Origin of the sequence: Lentilactobacillus sp. TOM.63 (genome assembly GCF_030361045.1) — a bacterium.
Classification (GTDB): domain Bacteria; phylum Bacillota; class Bacilli; order Lactobacillales; family Lactobacillaceae; genus Lentilactobacillus; species Lentilactobacillus dabitei.
In genome coordinates this window covers 1-15,288 of the sequence record NZ_JAUCAP010000061.1, presented here as the reverse complement: position 1 = coordinate 15,288, position 15,288 = coordinate 1, and the positions used below count along the sequence as shown (strand labels likewise).

18 protein-coding genes are annotated in these 15,288 nt (G+C 43.0%); 11 read left to right on the top strand and 7 right to left on the bottom strand.

Going from position 1 to position 15,288, the window contains the following annotated elements; translation table 11 throughout:
* Positions 1-76 precede the first annotated feature (76 nt).
* The 4 genes from QUF07_RS10710 to QUF07_RS10695 form a co-directional block, all read right to left on the bottom strand.
* Positions 77-328, bottom strand: a complete 252-nt coding sequence (locus tag QUF07_RS10710) for a hypothetical protein (protein ID WP_289427406.1) — start codon at positions 326-328, stop codon at positions 77-79.
* Positions 329-718: 390 nt separating this feature from the next.
* A complete protein-coding gene (locus QUF07_RS10705) occupies positions 719-1,582 on the bottom strand; it encodes a hypothetical protein (RefSeq protein ID WP_217161822.1) in 864 nt (287 codons plus the stop codon).
* 11 nt (positions 1,583-1,593) lie between these two features.
* Positions 1,594-2,178 carry an NADPH-dependent FMN reductase gene (locus tag QUF07_RS10700; RefSeq protein ID WP_289427405.1) on the bottom strand — a complete coding sequence of 195 codons (585 nt, stop codon included), beginning with the start codon at positions 2,176-2,178 and terminating at the stop codon, positions 1,594-1,596.
* Positions 2,179-2,203: 25 nt separating this feature from the next.
* Positions 2,204-2,701: a DUF1440 domain-containing protein gene (locus QUF07_RS10695; RefSeq protein ID WP_082622202.1), complete on the bottom strand. Its 498-nt coding sequence runs from the start codon at positions 2,699-2,701 to the stop codon at positions 2,204-2,206.
* 142 nt (positions 2,702-2,843) lie between these two features.
* Here QUF07_RS10695 and QUF07_RS10690 point away from each other — a divergent pair, with 142 nt between their 5' ends.
* The 3 genes from QUF07_RS10690 (at position 2,844) to glnA (ending at position 4,896) form a co-directional block, all read left to right on the top strand.
* Positions 2,844-3,062 carry a DUF3923 family protein gene (locus QUF07_RS10690; RefSeq protein WP_217161826.1) on the top strand — a complete coding sequence of 73 codons (219 nt, stop codon included), beginning with the start codon at positions 2,844-2,846 and terminating at the stop codon, positions 3,060-3,062.
* Positions 3,063-3,096: 34 nt separating this feature from the next.
* Positions 3,097-3,336: a hypothetical protein gene (locus QUF07_RS10685; RefSeq protein WP_217341395.1), complete on the top strand. Its 240-nt coding sequence runs from the start codon at positions 3,097-3,099 to the stop codon at positions 3,334-3,336.
* A 237-nt stretch (positions 3,337-3,573) separates the two neighbouring features.
* Complete coding sequence (glnA, locus tag QUF07_RS10680) at positions 3,574-4,896, top strand: type I glutamate--ammonia ligase (protein ID WP_217163889.1); 1,323 nt, start codon at positions 3,574-3,576, stop codon at positions 4,894-4,896.
* A gap of 459 nt (positions 4,897-5,355) precedes the next feature.
* On the opposite strand, the gene QUF07_RS10675 is transcribed toward glnA, so the two are convergent.
* From QUF07_RS10675 to QUF07_RS10665, 3 genes are read right to left on the bottom strand one after another with little or no spacing between them, the layout of a single operon-like run.
* Positions 5,356-5,526: a hypothetical protein gene (locus QUF07_RS10675; RefSeq protein ID WP_217163891.1), complete on the bottom strand. Its 171-nt coding sequence runs from the start codon at positions 5,524-5,526 to the stop codon at positions 5,356-5,358.
* A gap of 1 nt (position 5,527) precedes the next feature.
* Positions 5,528-6,106 carry a DUF1700 domain-containing protein gene (locus QUF07_RS10670; RefSeq protein ID WP_217163893.1) on the bottom strand — a complete coding sequence of 193 codons (579 nt, stop codon included), beginning with the start codon at positions 6,104-6,106 and terminating at the stop codon, positions 5,528-5,530.
* Positions 6,093-6,416 carry a PadR family transcriptional regulator gene (locus QUF07_RS10665; RefSeq protein ID WP_217163895.1) on the bottom strand — a complete coding sequence of 108 codons (324 nt, stop codon included), beginning with the start codon at positions 6,414-6,416 and terminating at the stop codon, positions 6,093-6,095. Before QUF07_RS10665 ends, QUF07_RS10670 begins: the two co-directional genes overlap by 14 nt.
* 203 nt (positions 6,417-6,619) lie before the next feature.
* Between QUF07_RS10665 and QUF07_RS10660 the strand changes: the two genes are divergently transcribed.
* The 8 genes from QUF07_RS10660 to icd all read left to right on the top strand — a co-directional run bounded on the left by QUF07_RS10660 (position 6,620) and on the right by icd (position 14,950).
* Positions 6,620-7,390, top strand: coding sequence for an HAD-IIB family hydrolase (locus QUF07_RS10660; RefSeq protein ID WP_217163897.1), 771 nt, complete (start codon positions 6,620-6,622; stop codon positions 7,388-7,390).
* 46 nt (positions 7,391-7,436) lie between these two features.
* Positions 7,437-7,910 (top strand): GNAT family N-acetyltransferase, encoded by a 474-nt coding sequence (locus QUF07_RS10655; RefSeq protein WP_217163900.1) that lies wholly within the window; start codon positions 7,437-7,439, stop codon positions 7,908-7,910.
* Between the two features lie 34 nt (positions 7,911-7,944).
* Complete coding sequence (locus QUF07_RS10650) at positions 7,945-8,181, top strand: hypothetical protein (RefSeq protein ID WP_217341391.1); 237 nt, start codon at positions 7,945-7,947, stop codon at positions 8,179-8,181.
* Positions 8,174-8,611 carry a CPBP family intramembrane glutamic endopeptidase gene (locus QUF07_RS10645; RefSeq protein WP_289427404.1) on the top strand — a complete coding sequence of 146 codons (438 nt, stop codon included), beginning with the start codon at positions 8,174-8,176 and terminating at the stop codon, positions 8,609-8,611. The genes QUF07_RS10650 and QUF07_RS10645 overlap by 8 nt, the downstream gene beginning before the upstream one ends.
* A 377-nt stretch (positions 8,612-8,988) precedes the next feature.
* Entirely contained in the window at positions 8,989-9,441 is a 453-nt protein-coding gene (locus QUF07_RS10640; RefSeq protein ID WP_217163902.1) for a hypothetical protein, read from the top strand.
* A gap of 371 nt (positions 9,442-9,812) precedes the next feature.
* Positions 9,813-12,425, top strand: coding sequence for an aconitate hydratase AcnA (acnA, locus tag QUF07_RS10635; RefSeq protein WP_289427403.1), 2,613 nt, complete (start codon positions 9,813-9,815; stop codon positions 12,423-12,425).
* A gap of 136 nt (positions 12,426-12,561) precedes the next feature.
* Positions 12,562-13,665, top strand: a complete 1,104-nt coding sequence (locus tag QUF07_RS10630) for a citrate/2-methylcitrate synthase (protein WP_289427402.1) — start codon at positions 12,562-12,564, stop codon at positions 13,663-13,665.
* Entirely contained in the window at positions 13,658-14,950 is a 1,293-nt protein-coding gene (gene icd, locus QUF07_RS10625) for an NADP-dependent isocitrate dehydrogenase (protein ID WP_289427401.1), read from the top strand. The genes QUF07_RS10630 and icd overlap by 8 nt, the downstream gene beginning before the upstream one ends.
* The last annotated feature ends 338 nt before the right edge of the window (positions 14,951-15,288 follow it).

Below are 15,288 nucleotides of genomic sequence, written 5' to 3'. Positions count from 1 at the left end.
TTGCATATGATCACCAACTTTTTTGACAGTAGTTTATCAAATTATTGGGTCAAAATCAAAGATACTAAACAGCTTCTTAAGAGATTTTAGACAGCTTCTTAGAAACATACCACGTCGTTCGGGGGTAGTTTTTAAGATTATGTAATTTTGCGGTATGAGATAAATTATATAAATATACCGATCTAAACGTGCTGGGATGATAGGCGATCGGGCTATAATTTTTTATTTTGAGTGTTTGAAAGCTTGCTGCGTGACTGACCGGTTGATTGATTGCGAAAAAGCTGACAGCCGCTAAACTGGCACTTACTAAGAAAATTGATTTCTTCATATAACGATCCTCTCCAATGACTAATGTTAGCAAGGCAACTGAGGATTCACTCAGTACCCGTTATTACGATAATTTTAGTATATCACTCTGGTTACATATAGAACATGGCTGAAATAATTGATGGCGTTAGTTTAAAAGGTATTAATGCTTGATGCCCTAAGGCTGGACAGGCAAGTAAAATTTGTGTAAAACAATCTAAGAATAGTCGAAAAAGCGTTTATAAATGCCACTTGGCTTTCCATTCTTATATTGATAAAACTTGCGCTAAACGACTGATCCCGGGCATTTAACGAAGCGGACCAACCATTCCAAATTTTTGGAATAGTTGGTCCGCTTTGTTAAATTCTGGGATCAAAACACTGTTCGTCCTAGCATTTAATAAATAAGTTATTAATATTGAGTGATTTTGAGATAGCTTTCATACACTGCGCTTTTATTAAAAGGAAAGTTCCGATAGATTTGTAGTCCCGACTTGTCAGTGGCGCTCAAATTGAGGGTAATGGTTTGAAATCGTGACTCTAGCCAACAAACTTGCGCGGCTGTCAGTGAAAGCAGATTGCCTGGCTGAGTTTCACCGAAATGATCGAGGGTGACTCGGTCGGCTGTTGGCTGGTAAATCAAACAATAGCTAGCAAGGCTGCCTTGATCGTCAAGTAGGACTGCTGGCGCCTGCATCACCAACTTGGCTGCCAACAAAGCCTGCCAAGTTGACAGCGGAATATCGCTGACTGGGTTATTTTGATGGGCACTTCGATAATGTGTTAAGGCAGTCGTGGCAACCTCATTCCATAATGCTGGATGATTAACGAGCTCAGCCGAAGTTAAGAGCCGCGTGGTTATGGCAGTGCCTGGAGCCTTAAGCTGAACTTCTGAAAGGCGCAATTGGGGCTCGGTTACTTTCTCAATTTGTTTGAAGCCTTGAGTTGGCAGCCACTTATTAAAGGCGTGTTGAGGGGCGTAATCACTGGTGATTATTCGATCAACGTCAAATTTCCAGGCGAGCTTGTTGATGTCGGCCAGAATCCGTTTGGCTAGTGTCAGCGGTTCACCGGCTTTGGGATCAATAAATGCCGCAAAATTCAACGCATTTGGCTGGAACTTATTCAACCAAAAGACTGAAGTAGCGTCAATGCGCCCATGCGGATGATAGACCTTAACATTATCGGGATAAGTTCGCATGGCGCGGAAAACTTCATGTTCATTGATTGGCAGCGTGGGGATAAATATTGTTTTGTTGGGTAAGTTAGGTCGCATCAGTGAACCCCTTACTTAAACGGATTCTCATTCAGCACCCGCGTGTAAAAACTAATTTCATGGAAGGCTTCGTCCAATCGTTCAGAGAAATGGTCACTGTTAGCGGAATCGGGTAACAGTTGGCCAGTTTGCGTAAAGTTATCATCGGCATTCCACAATAATACCGGTGTCGGTAAGACGATCATTTTGAGCATTTGCAGGATTTCTACAAAAGATTCAGCTGCTAACATGCCACCATCACTGTAATATGAATATGAAATAATTTGAACCGGCTTGTGGTTGACTTCTGGGCCAACATAATCCAAGGCGTTCTTTAAAGAACCCGGGATGGCGTGATCATATTCCGGTGTCAGAAAAATATAGCCATCTTCGCCATTTAATTGACTTAACCAACGGCGTTCATTACTTTTGAGACCTTGAATGCCCTCTGATAAAGGAGTCTCCTCATGACGATAAGGTTCCAATGGAAAGTCATCCAATTTGATCCAATCGTACTGCACATCAGGCGTATCGGTATATTTTGACTGTAAGTAATTAAAAATGGCTTCACCGAGCTTACTTCTGACCGATCCTAAAACGACACCAATTTTAACCATTCACTAATTCCTCCAATTTATCCATTTATTTTGAGGTGAGTTGTTGATACAATTTGTCACTAATAATGTGGTTAGTCCACATCCAGGCAATATGGCCCAGAGCTTCTGAAACGTGCTCTTCAACCGGTTGGTCTTTCGGAGAAGGGACAGTTCCCATTGCGGGCATTACCCCAAGATGAAAGGCACCCCAGACACCGAGGCCAAATAAAGTTCCCTGACCAAGGCGAATAAATGGCACGTAACGGCCGGCAACCGTGTAGAACACGGCAAAGGACGTTGAAAAGCCAAAATGAATCAGATAGCTCACCCAAGGTAATTGTTGCTCTGAATAAGTATATGTTGCGTGTGTCAGACGACTTGGAACCCCGAATTGTTCCAACAATCGCTGTGGTGGGTTGGTTTTATCGCGAGCGGGAGTTCGTGGTGGCAAAACATTTTCCCAACCGAGCTTAACCAGGCCGGAAACGATGCCGGCAACGCCACCAGCAATGACGGCAGCCTGCCAATTAATATGTTTGTTCAAAAGAATCACACTCCTTTGATAGTTATTGTATGCCTTCATTATAACCAAAATACAAAGTAGCGGTTAAAATTCTTCCCTGGGGGTATGATGTAAGTGAAATTAGATTCAGCTTTGGTAATCATTAGTTTCGGAGGTGATCATCGTGAAAAACAGTGGTTGGCGAATGACCAATTTATTTTTAGCGTTGATTTTCGTTGTGGTTACGGTATGGATTTTGATGCGGGGAACGGATGCTACAGGGACGGTTCAGAAGCCTGAAATCAAACTGATTAATTTAATGATTTGGGTTGGTTTCGCTGCCGTGACCGTGGTAATTGAATTGATTGTTTGGTGGATAGCTAAGGCACGAAAACGTCGTTAATTTGCTGGCAAAATTGGAAATGGGGGATGCTAAGATGAATAAGTCTGATCATTCAAGTTTACAAATTCAAAAATTAAAAGCAGATGCGGTTCTGCTTTATATTCAGACGTTAATGCTCGTTGGAATTCTAATTTTTGACTTGATCGCGGCAATCTTTTTAATGTTTAACTTTGGCAGGACCGGGACGGTTATTTATATTAGCTGTGTTCTTGCTGGCTCACTCATTGCTTTTATAATGGCCTATTTTATTTTGAGGGTTGGTAATTCTCGATAGTAAACGATGAGCAATCTTCAAGGGCTAAGTCAAAATAACTAAAATGTCATTTTCGGGCCCAAATCAGTTGATTCGGGTCTGAATTTATTTCAAGAATGGATACCTCCTTCCTAATAATTTACCAAAAAAATTCAAAAAATCTGATGTTAGAAGATATAACGTGTATAATATCGGTTAAGGGAAACCCAATAAATAACTTAGGATGGCCTTAAAAAACGACAATTATGGAGGCATTTGATGAAAACTGCTGATGATATTCGTAAGTTAGCTAAGGACGAAGAAATTGCGTATTTGAGAATGACTTTTTCCGATCTTAACGGGGCACTAAAAAACGTTGAGATCCCAATTGATTTGTTGGATGTCGCACTAAATAATCAAATTAAGATTGATGGTTCATCAATCACGGGCTTTTTACCAATTCAAAGCTCTGATATGTACTTGTATCCTGACTTGGATACCTGGACCATTTATCCTTGGATCACGACTGGCGGGAAGACCGCTTCACTCATTTGTGACGTTCACAATAGTGATGGCACGCCATTTGCAGGCGATCCGCGTTTTGTTTTAAAACAGCTGGATGATTCGTTAAATGAGATTGGTTGTGGTCATGCCAACGTTGGTGCCGAGATGGAATATTTCTTATTCAAAGCCGATGATGCTGGTCAACCAACTGGGCAATTAAATGATCAGGCTTCATACTTTGACGTCTATCCAGATGATCGGGGCGAGGCTTGTCGCCGAGAAACGGTGAATACTTTGAAGACAATGGGCTTTTCGATCGAAGCTGATCACCATGAGGTAGCGCCAGGGCAATGTGAAATTGATTTCAAGTATGCTGACGCGGTTAAAACGGCCGATCGAATTCAATTATTGAAATTAACGACGAAAGCCATTGCGGTTAAATATGGGTTGCGAGCAACATTTATGCCAAAACCACAAGCTGGCGTGAATGGATCAGGGATGCACCTGAACACCTCTTTGTTTGATGGCTCGCAGAACTTATTTGATGATCCCAAAGGCAACCACGGATTATCAGAGTTGGCAACTCACTATCTAGCCGGCATCTTAACCCATGCCCAGGCCTTCACCGCCATCACCAACCCAACCATTAATAGTTATAAACGCCTAGTACCAGGCTTTGAGGCCCCAACTTATGTTGCTTGGGCAATTGCCAATCGGACGGCCTTAGTCCGGGTTCCAGATGGCCGAGGACCGCAAACTCGTTTTGAATTAAGAAGTGGCGATCCAGCTGCTAACCCTTATTTGGCAATTGCCGCAATTTTAGCCGCCGGGCTGGATGGAATCAAGAAGAAGTTGACGCCACCCAAGAACGTTGAAGACAGTATTTATGACATGTCCGCAGAACAGCGGACAGCTGCTCAGATCGTTCAGCTACCGTCATCACTACCAAAAGCGTTAGCAAAGCTGCAAGCAGATAAAGCATTGACCGAAGCAATGGGGAGCGTCATTCCTAAGTACCTCCAAGTAAAGCAGGATGAATTGACGCGCTTCCAGTTGAGTGTAACTGATTGGGAAAAGCAAGCTTACTTTAACGTTTAAATGACACTGGAATAGGCGTTTTGATCCCGGCCATTTGTTGCAGCTTTTATCTGGGTATCTGGAGTGATCCAATTTTGATTCATATTGACAGACAGATTGCTGCTGAGTATATTGAATATAATTCAACGCAACAATGTTAATAAGATGATCAATATGGTGCGGTGATCACATTTGCCTTGGTAGTTGTGTATGGTTTACTGGGGCCGGTGGTGCTGCTGGGGTATTTGGTGATTGACTGTTTCCGGGCACGAAGACCGGTTGCTTAATGACGATTTAAAGATGTTTATTAAAAAGGCAGGGCTATTAGGATGTTGAATTGCATCTTAAAAGCCTTGCCTTTATATATCGAAAATATCTTTTACAGCATCTAATGCGCGAAGTTAGGGAACAAAATAAGGAACGTTTATCGAGAAAGTTTGGATAGAACGTTCCTTAATTACGTTGTTGTTAGTCACTGAATCAAAATCCCAAGAACCAGTACCACGGCCGATATTCAATGTTGCCTGGATAGTTGAACACATTGAAGCTGAAACCACCGAGGGCAAAGCCAATCACAAATAACAATGCTCCTAGCACTAGTAACAAGCCGACAATCTTCCAATAATTATCTTTCAACCAAATCACTAACATTTTAGTAGGCCTCCTTGAACTTGCTGATTAACCATTTTGAAAAAGAAACTGAGGCAATCGAGAAATATTTGATGCTCCACCAAGCAAGAACCCCGATTAACAATGCTAACCCGAAGCTGAATAGCGAAGTGCCAAGTTCAATTGTGCCAACTGCCACGCTGACTTTGAACAGTGCGATAAGTCCGGCTGGCAAGCCATAAGCACCGATTACCAAAGCAAGTCCTGACCCTAAGACTAGGCCTGCTCGGATGAACCAAACCAATAAATAAGCAAGGAGAATCAAGATGATAGCCAGGAGCAGCAGTGAAACCCATAAGGGCGAGCCAATTACCAGCGCGATGATAATTAAGATCAGCCATATAGTTGGAAAATGGGTCTTGGGATGATCTTCATTCATAATGTTTTTTACGATTGTTGTTGGGTCGTCCAACCCATTAGCCACGTCGTCTTCACTGACGGACCGTTCTTCGGCTTCATCGGCGATTAGTTCATTGTAATCCTGTAGGTAGCGATTAATATCGACAACGTGCGACCTTTTCAAATTATGGCGCAATTGTTTTAAAAATTCATTCTTGTTCATTTTCGAACGCCTCTCTAACGAATTGATAGATTCTCTCAATCTGGTTCTGATTAGCCAAGAAATTTTTGCTGCGGGTGATGCCGGCTGATGTCAGATGATAGTATCGCCGCACCCGGTTATTATAGATTTCGTTATGACTGGTAATATATTCGTTCTTTTCTAGCCTCTTTAAAATGGGATATAGAGTTGACTCTGAAATAGGGAAGGTGGCTTCCACATCCTTGATAATTTGGTAGCCGTAGGAATCGCCTTTGTTCAATACGGCCAAGATACAATATTCTAAAAAGCCTTTTTTTAATTGTGGATTCATCTCTTTCCCTCCTTTCGATAATACTATGCAACGCATAGTACTAAAATACAATAGTATTATTAAATGAATCAAAAAACGTTTCATAATGATCATCGTGGGTGTTAGCCTGTTAAAAAAGTTAGTCACCAAAAGAGAACCGTTGTAAAATCAGTCATAGTAATTTACCAATGTGAATGCGTAGTCAATCGGAGGTGATATTTAAGATGAAATTTGTTTTTGACGTGGATGGCACGATTAGTTTCGATGGCCGATCAATCGATCCACGAATTATTCAGGTAATGAAGAAACTCCCAGGCACCCCGCAAGACATTGTATTTGCTTCGGCCAGACCTATCAGAGATTTGTTACCAATGGTGGGCGATTTAGCAACCTCACCATTAATTGGTGGCAATGGTGTAATTATTTCTTTGAGTAATGAAGTTAAGGTTGTGGCACCGATTGCCGACGGAGATTATCGGCTCATTAGGCAAATCATTACTTCCGGGAATACTGATTATATTGTAGATAGTAAGTGGGATTATTCTGCGCGGGTGAGTCAGAACAGCTTTATTTTGCGGCAACTAGACCCAGACCATTTGGCTCACAAAGTTGCCTTGACGGCAATTAATCAGGCAATTAAGGTCATCTTACTCAATTTAACTAAAGAACAGCAAGATGCCATTGCAACAACTTTAAAGAAGCATACGAATTTAGCCATTATTAATGATCCAAGCGAACATAATTTAGATCTGACCGCTCAGGGAATCAATAAATACACAACCCTACGGAAGCTTTTCCCAGCCGAAAAGTATGTTGCTTTTGGTAATGATGCCAACGATGTTGAATTGCTGGCTCACGCTGATAAAAGTGTGTGGATTGGCGATGAGTTACCTGTGGGGATGCAGGCGCCGAATTTCCAATTTGCTGGTAATATTGCCAGTGTGATTGAGGCTGTGGCGCGGATTGGAACCATGGCTTCGAAAACTAGTTGCTAGGTTTCAAAACTATCCCAAAATAAAATTGAAAGTTGTGATAAAAGTGATGATCAGACGTTTTCAGAATCAAGATGCTCAAACGGTTTCGAAATTAGTGGCTAAAACATTACTAACGACTAATTCAAAGGACTACTCAAAGGCCTATTTAACTAAAGTGATTGCAGAAAGGGATGCAAATTTCTTTATTGAAAATTCACAGTACACCCACATGTATGTTGTCTCAGTTCATCATCAAATCGTAGGTTGTGGTGCAATTGGTCCCTTTTGGGGGAAAGAAGATGAAAGTAGTCTATTTAATATGTTTGTGTTGCCAACCTACCAAGGATTGGGAATTGGGCGAAAGCTGATTCAGACACTTGAAAAGGATGTATATTTTAAACGGGCTAAGCGGATCGAAATTCCAGCTTCGATCACGGGCTTAGGATTTTATCAAAAGATGGGATATAAGTTTAAGAATGGTCAAGATAAAGTTGATGATGAAGGGCTGTATCGATTAGAAAAATTTAATTCCCCATTCTAATGACGCCTGAAAGATCAAAGAAAAGAGTAATATTTTGAAACGAGCAAATTGGTTTTCGAATTTGTATGTTAAGTACGGCATTTTATGGATCATCTGGTTAGTTGTTCAAGACTACGGCTACGGTGAATTGGTTAAATTGCCTTCTACCGCCAGTTACGCGGATTTCATTGTGAATACCGTGATTAAGCTCATTATTTGGGGCGGCTTGGTTATTTGGTGGCTGGTCATTGAGAGGAAGCGTCTGTGGCTGAGGTGGCAAGCATTTGTATAACGGTAACTTTCCCCGACCTTTTTGGATATTGCTGATCGTGTTTATTGCCTATCTGTTCGGCATTTCCTTATATGAACATCACATGCTTTACATAAGTCCGGATTTATTCACCCGCGAGCATCACGGCTTCATTGGGGTAACGATTATTGCTGGGCTGGCGGAAGAATTGGTATTTAGAGGATTCTTTATGAATCGTTTACTGGACCGATATAGCTTCATGACGGCCAACATCATCCAATCGATCTTATTTTTAGGAATCCATTTTCCAATTTATTTTGCAGATCATTTGTCGCTCATGGGGTGGTTAAATAATGGATTCACCGTTCTGCCATTAGGCTTAATTTTTGGCTGGATTTTTTACCGGTCAAAGAATTTGTGGCCAAGTACGATTCTGCATTGCGTATGGGATTCAATGATGTTTATTTTGTGAGGAATCAAGCAATTATTTTGGAGGCCGAATTTAGTTGCAATTATCTTTTTAGGCTTGACATTATTTTCGGCGATGACTATATTAATGAAAATATCAGTCATTTAATTTCAGTCAGGTTAGGACAGCTGCGTAAAGCAATAACCTGCACATAAGCACCACAACCCAAAATCTAAACCCAGGATTTTCGGTTGTGGAGACTTATGCTCCGGTTATTAACCGCTTTACTCCGCTCACTTGTTTAGGACAGCTCCTCCAAGCAGAGATCTGCATGTAAGCACCTCGAACAAAAATTCCCCAAACCGGAATTTCCGTTCGAGGAGACTTACACTCCGATCTCTAACCGCCTGGATCCGCTCACTTTTTAGGAGATGACAGCTATGAAGCTCCGGATACTTGCTCGTTTCATACTCCAAACAACCATTATTCTGGTCCTCGGTTACTTTTTCAATTTGGATAAAAATGCCCACTTTGTATTTGAGTGGAATGGGTTCAATATTTGGCTGATCGTCTCGTGGCTTTGCCAACTGCCACTCTGTATTCGTAAGCAGCTCTATCCAGGGTATCGGTCAATAGCAACCCAAGGGATGAAGCGATACAAGCAGGATTTAGAGAATCGGAATCGCAAACATATCGGCAAAAAAGGCTGGGACGTCACGAATCCCGGAGCCATTGAAGGTGACCGGGTTGTCTTTTATTCCAAAATGCACGATGACCAATTCGCTACGGTGGCCCAAATTGCTTTGGCGATTATATATGGGCTGCTGGGACCGGTGGTATTAGTGGGGGAGCTACTGTTTGATTGGTTCAGGTCGACCTTAAAACCCAATTGATAGCGACTCCAATCGCGTAAAAATAACTTCTCATTTGAAAAATGCGAAAGCGTGGGCGCAAAACGGTGTGTCCTCAAGGCGCTAAAAAGCAAGTTCTCAGGAAATGAACTTAATTCCTGAAGAACTTGCTTTTATTTTGGCAATATCATCACTTATTTGTAAATGCTATGAGCTCAAATGTGAATTTTATGGACTGTTTTTCAATTTTACCTTGACAGTTGCGTATTCTAACAGTTAGATTAAATATACATGAAATTAGAATTAAAATACGCTGAGTATAGTGCAATCTAATTGTCTAAAACCGAATTTGGTGAGCCTTTTGATACCGCCAGTCGATTGATTCATGCTAAAGAAAGATGGTTGAAAGCATAATGGATAAATCATATTTGAAACAGCTGAAGTTAGCGAGTCAAACGTATAAATATTATGATATTGGTACTTATCTGAAAGATCACGGAGGAACCATCAAAACGGTTCCGTATACGATCCGAATTCTTTTAGAAGAAGCCCTGCGCCATGCTTCTAAGGATTCCGCAAAGGAACAATTTTTACCAGCTTTTAGCAACTGGGATACCCATCACGACAAGGATATTCCCCATCAACCTGAACGGGTTATCTTACAGGATTTAACTGGCGTGCCCGCATTGGTTGATTTGGCGGCGATGCGGGATGCAGTCAAAGCTCAACATGGCAATGTGAGCACGATCAATCCGGAGGTGCCGGTTCATCTCGTGATCGACCATTCAGTTCAAGTGGATCATTCTGGTAACGATGAAGCGTTTGAATACAACATTAAAAAGGAATTTGAACGCAACCAGGAACGTTACACCTTTCTAAAATGGGCCCAGAACAGTTTTGACAATTTGACCGTCATTCCACCTGACACTGGGATTATTCATCAGGTGAACTTGGAGTACTTGGCAGATGTGATACATGCCAAGCAACTAGCCGACGGAAGTTATGAAGCCTTTCCAGACACATTGGTCGGTACCGATTCCCACACGACCATGATTAATGGCCTCGGAGTCCTTGGTTGGGGAGTCGGTGGGATTGAAGCTGAATCCAGCATGCTCGGAGAGGATACTTATATGCCCGTGCCCAAAGTGGTTGGGGTGAAATTAAGCGGCAAATTAGCGGAAGGCATTACTTCAACTGATTTGGCGTTATCCCTGACTCATATACTGCGGGAACATAATGTGGTCGGCAAATTTGTGGAATTCTATGGGGACGGAGCCGCGTCTCTGCCACTGGCCTATCGGGCAACTATTGCAAATATGGCACCTGAATACGGCGCCACCTGCGGCTTCTTCCCCATTGACCAGCAAACCATTGACTACCTTAAACTCACCAACCGCCCAGCTGATCTCATCGAATTGGTGGAAGCATACGCCAAGGCCAATCACCTGTATTATACGGAGAGTGAAGACCGACATTACAGCGAGGATGACGCCTTGGACTTAAGTTCCGTTCAAAGTAGCCTGGCGGGGCCCAACCGACCGCAAGACACGGTCACGTTAAATAAGATGCCCAAGCAATTTGATGACCGTCGCGATTTGCCAGATTATCCGGTTAAAGTCGAAGGCAAGGACTTTAACCTTCGGGTAGGATCATTGGGAATTGCCGCCATTACCAGCTGTACCAATACATCGAATCCCCAAGTCTTGCTGGCAGCCGGTTTGATAGCTAAACGAGCGTTTGAATATGGGCTTAAAGTTCCAGAATTTGTCAAAACATCATTGGCCCCGGGTTCCCGAGTAGTGACGCAGTATCTAGAAGCGTCGGGTCTGCAACCCTATTTGGATAAACTGGGCTTTAACCTGGTTGGGTATGGCTGTACCACTTGCATTGGTAACTCGGGTCAATTAAAAGAAGATGTTCAAAGCCGGGTGGCCGAGGATCCTTATCCATTAGCCGCCGTTGAAAGTGGTAACCGGAACTTTGAAGGCCGAGTGAACCCGCTGATTAAGGATACGTACTTGGCTTCGCCGCCATTAGTTGTGATCTACGCGCTGGCTGGCACCTGTGATATTGATTTGACGACGCAACCTATTGGAGCCTCAAAGGATGGCCAACCAGTTTATTTAAAAGATCTCTGGCCAAGTGATGCTGAGGTTGCCGAATTGAATCAGAAATATCTTAAGCCAAAAGAATTTAAACAAAACTATCAATCAATTCTCAATCAAAACGAAACATGGAATCAGTTACCCGCACCAAAGTCTTCTACTTACGAGTGGGATGAAGATTCAACTTACTTGGCCTCCCCGCCATTTTTCGATGGCACAGCTGGTCAGCAACATTTAAGTGGCTTGCGCGTACTGGCAAAATTGGGTGATTCAATTACGACCGATCATGTTTCACCGGCCGGATTCATTGGGTCACAGACTCCTGCAGGCAGATATTTGCGCCAGAAGGGAATTCAGCCGAAGAACTTCAATTCCTATGGCTCCCGCCGAGGTAATCATGAAATTATGATGCGGGGGACGTTAGCCAATATTCGCTTACAGAATCAACTCACCCCAGATAAAGTCGGTGGGTTCACCCGTTATCTGCCAACCGATGAAGAAACAACTATCTTTGATGCCGCTCAACAATACAAACAGGCTGGGACGGGCTTGGTGATTCTGGCAGGCAAAGATTACGGCATGGGGTCATCTAGAGACTGGGCGGCCAAAGGGGTCAAACTTTTGGGCGTTAAAGCTATTATTGCCGAAAGTTTTGAACGGATTCATCGAGCTAATTTAGCCATGATGGGCGTTGTGCCACTTCAGTATCTCCCGGGTCAAAACGCTGAAACACTGGGACTTGATGGTACTGAAACATTCACAATTGATTTAGATGGGCAAACGGCGCACATCGTTGCAGAAAAAGATGGTCAGCAGACCAAGTTTGATGTGACGGTTCGGTTTGATACTCCAGTTGATTGGAATTATTACGAAAAGGGCGGCATTATGCCGTTGATCGTCCAAAATAAAATTGAAAGTTGATCTATTTCTAGAATAGTTAATTCAAATAGTCATGTAAGCACCTCAGAGAATAATACCTGAATTATTTCCCGACAAGACTAACAATTGATTCGGAACTATTTGGATTAACTCACAGTGTTGATTGTGAGGTAAGAGGATGAAATTACCAAAAGGACTGGCTGGCGTCGTTGTTGATCAAACCAAAATTAGTTCTACGAAGAACGAAATTTTGACATACGCTGGGTACCCAATTACAGAATTAGAAGATGTGCCATACGAAGAGATTGTGCTTTTGCTTTGGAATCTCCGACTGCCAACCGAATCTGAATTAGTTAGTTTTCGCCGTGAGTTGGTCTCCCAAATGAAGCTGCCAGCCGAAACGGTTCGCCTGATGGGGCGGATTGCCAAAGAGCCGCAGCATCCAATGAGTATTCTGCGGACAACGGTTTCACTCCTTGGGACAACCAATGACAACGAGCACGATGAGCCACCACGGATTTTGGCGAAAATGCTAACAGCGGTTGCGGCGATTATTCGAATTCGAAATGATCAGCCAATTAAGCGATCCAAACCTGATTTTGGGGTGGTGGAAAACTTTATTTACATGTTTTCTGGCAAGCGGCCCACTCGAGAACAAATTGAAATGCTTAACACGGTGATGGTGCTCCATGCCGATCATGAGTTCAACGCTTCGGCTTTTACGGCTCGGGTAGTTGCTTCGACCCAATCAGACTATTATTCATGCTTAACGACAGCTGTTTGTTCTCTTAAAGGCCCACTACACGGCGGCGCCAACGAACAGGTTTTCAAAATGTTGGAAACGATCAAACAAACCGGTCAAGATCCGCTTGAATATGTTGAACGGCAATTGGCTTCCAGGCAAAAGATCATGGGCTTTGGTCACCGAGTATATAAGCATGGTGATCCACGGGCCGCAATTTTGCGAGAAATTGCTAGGAAGATTTCTTATGAAACCGGCAATGAAGCGTACTTTGAAATGGAAGAGCAGATTCGGGATTTTATGTTTGAAAAGACTCATCTGCATCCAAATGTTGATTACTATACCGCGGTGATTTACCATTGCTTCAATCTTGACCGAGATACCTTTACAACAATGTTTGCGGCTTGCCGGACTGCCGGTTGGTTAGCGCACATTATGGAGCAGCGTGAGGAAGGCTGTTTGATTCGGCCTTCATCTGAATATATCGGTGAAACTAATCGGCATTATCATGCTGACAAGGAGGCTCATTTGCATGAGTGACGAAAAAATAACCATGAAAGATGGGCGGCTTCAAGTTCCAGACGTGCCAACAATTCCGTTTATCGAAGGGGATGGGATTGGTCCAGAAATTTGGGGTGCTGCCAAGACGATTTTTGATGCAGCGGTTAAGACGGCATATCGCGGTCAAAAGCAAGTGAATTGGCTGCCACTATTAGCTGGTGAAACGGCATTTAAACGAACCCACGAATGGCTGCCGACTGAGACATTGACCAGCTTGCGGGACTACTTGGTGGGGATCAAAGGACCGCTAACCACGCCAATCGGGGTTGGTCATCGATCAATCAACGTGACGTTACGGCAACAATTAGATCTGTATGCTTGTTTCAGACCCGTAACTTATTATCCGGGAAGTCCGTCACCGGTTGTCCATCCGGAAAATGTTGACATTGATGTTTTTCGCGAGAATACGGAAGACATTTATGCTGGCATTGAAGCGGATGTTGATACAGAAGACGCAAAGGAATGGGAACAATTATTAGCCAAGCAGGGTAAACTGGATAAGGTTAGATTTCCGGATTCATCTGCGTTTGGCATCAAGCCAATTTCTAAGGAAGGCTCGTCCAGATTGGTGAAAGCAGCCGTGGATTATGCTTTGGCTAACGAGAAGCACACTCTGACGCTGGTTCATAAAGGAAATATTATGAAGAAAACCGAGGGGAGCTTTAAGCAATGGGGATACGAAGTGGCCGAAAGCTATGGTGACCGAGTTTTCACAACGAACCAATACAATGTAATTCACAAGGTGCATGGGCAAGTAGCGGCTGATCAAGCCGAAGCCGATGCTCGAACAGCTGGCAAATTAATCGTGAATGATGTGATTACCGATAATTTCTTCCAACAAGCGCTCCTGTTTCCAGAGCATTTTGACGTGGTCGCGACCATGAACTTGAATGGCGATTACATATCGGATGCCTTGGCTGCCCAAGTAGGTGGTATTGGAATTGCTCCAGGTGGAAATATCAATTACCAAACTGGCCGGGCAATCTTTGAAGCAACCCATGGCACAGCACCTCAATTTGCGGGTCAAAACAAGCTGAACCCAACTTCAATTATTTTGTCAGGCGCAATGATGTTTGATTATATCGGTTGGCAAGCAGCTGCCAAATTAATTCGATCAGGGATTAGTCAGGCAATTGTCACGCACAATGTGACAGAAGACTTTGCGAAAACGCCGGATGCCACCGTATATAGTACCAGTGGTTTTGGCGATTACGTGGCAAAGATGATAGTGAGCGGATCCAAGCGGTTAGAAGTCGGAATGTAAGTCTCCACCGAGGGAAATTCTCGGTTTTGGAATTTTTCTCGGTGGTGCTTACATGCAGACTTCTGCTTGGAGGAGCTGTCCTAAAAGAAAGATAATGTCCATAAATAGAAAAATAAGGTCTGGACATATATTAATTTTCAATCAATGATCATTCACTTAGATCACCGTAGCCACCTAAAGTTGCGCCAAACGGCTGATCCCAGAATTTAACAAAGATGACCAACTATTCCAAAATCAGGAATAATTGGTCATCTTTGTTAAATTCTGGTTCTACAATATCTGTTGTTGGTAATAGATTTTATCTATTACTGATGACAGATTTTTTGTTTCTCGTTAGA

What these genes read in the sequence shown, in the direction of transcription:
- QUF07_RS10710 (WP_289427406.1), bottom strand. Translation starts at nt 328, where the DNA reads ATGAAGAAATCAATTTTCTTAGTAAGTGCCAGTTTAGCGGCTGTCAGC.
- QUF07_RS10705 (WP_217161822.1), bottom strand. Translation starts at nt 1,582, where the DNA reads ATGCGACCTAACTTACCCAACAAAACAATATTTATCCCCACGCTGCCA.
- QUF07_RS10700 (WP_289427405.1), bottom strand. Translation starts at nt 2,178, where the DNA reads ATGGTTAAAATTGGTGTCGTTTTAGGATCGGTCAGAAGTAAGCTCGGT.
- QUF07_RS10685 (WP_217341395.1), top strand. Translation starts at nt 3,097, where the DNA reads ATGAATAAGTCTGATCATTCAAGTTTACAAATTCAAAAATTAAAAGCA.
- glnA (WP_217163889.1), top strand. Translation starts at nt 3,574, where the DNA reads ATGAAAACTGCTGATGATATTCGTAAGTTAGCTAAGGACGAAGAAATT.
- QUF07_RS10675 (WP_217163891.1), bottom strand. Translation starts at nt 5,526, where the DNA reads ATGTTAGTGATTTGGTTGAAAGATAATTATTGGAAGATTGTCGGCTTG.
- QUF07_RS10670 (WP_217163893.1), bottom strand. Translation starts at nt 6,106, where the DNA reads ATGAACAAGAATGAATTTTTAAAACAATTGCGCCATAATTTGAAAAGG.
- QUF07_RS10665 (WP_217163895.1), bottom strand. Translation starts at nt 6,416, where the DNA reads ATGAATCCACAATTAAAAAAAGGCTTTTTAGAATATTGTATCTTGGCC.
- QUF07_RS10660 (WP_217163897.1), top strand. Translation starts at nt 6,620, where the DNA reads ATGAAATTTGTTTTTGACGTGGATGGCACGATTAGTTTCGATGGCCGA.
- QUF07_RS10655 (WP_217163900.1), top strand. Translation starts at nt 7,437, where the DNA reads ATGATCAGACGTTTTCAGAATCAAGATGCTCAAACGGTTTCGAAATTA.
- QUF07_RS10640 (WP_217163902.1), top strand. Translation starts at nt 8,989, where the DNA reads ATGAAGCTCCGGATACTTGCTCGTTTCATACTCCAAACAACCATTATT.
- acnA (WP_289427403.1), top strand. Translation starts at nt 9,813, where the DNA reads ATGGATAAATCATATTTGAAACAGCTGAAGTTAGCGAGTCAAACGTAT.
- QUF07_RS10630 (WP_289427402.1), top strand. Translation starts at nt 12,562, where the DNA reads ATGAAATTACCAAAAGGACTGGCTGGCGTCGTTGTTGATCAAACCAAA.
- icd (WP_289427401.1), top strand. Translation starts at nt 13,658, where the DNA reads ATGAGTGACGAAAAAATAACCATGAAAGATGGGCGGCTTCAAGTTCCA.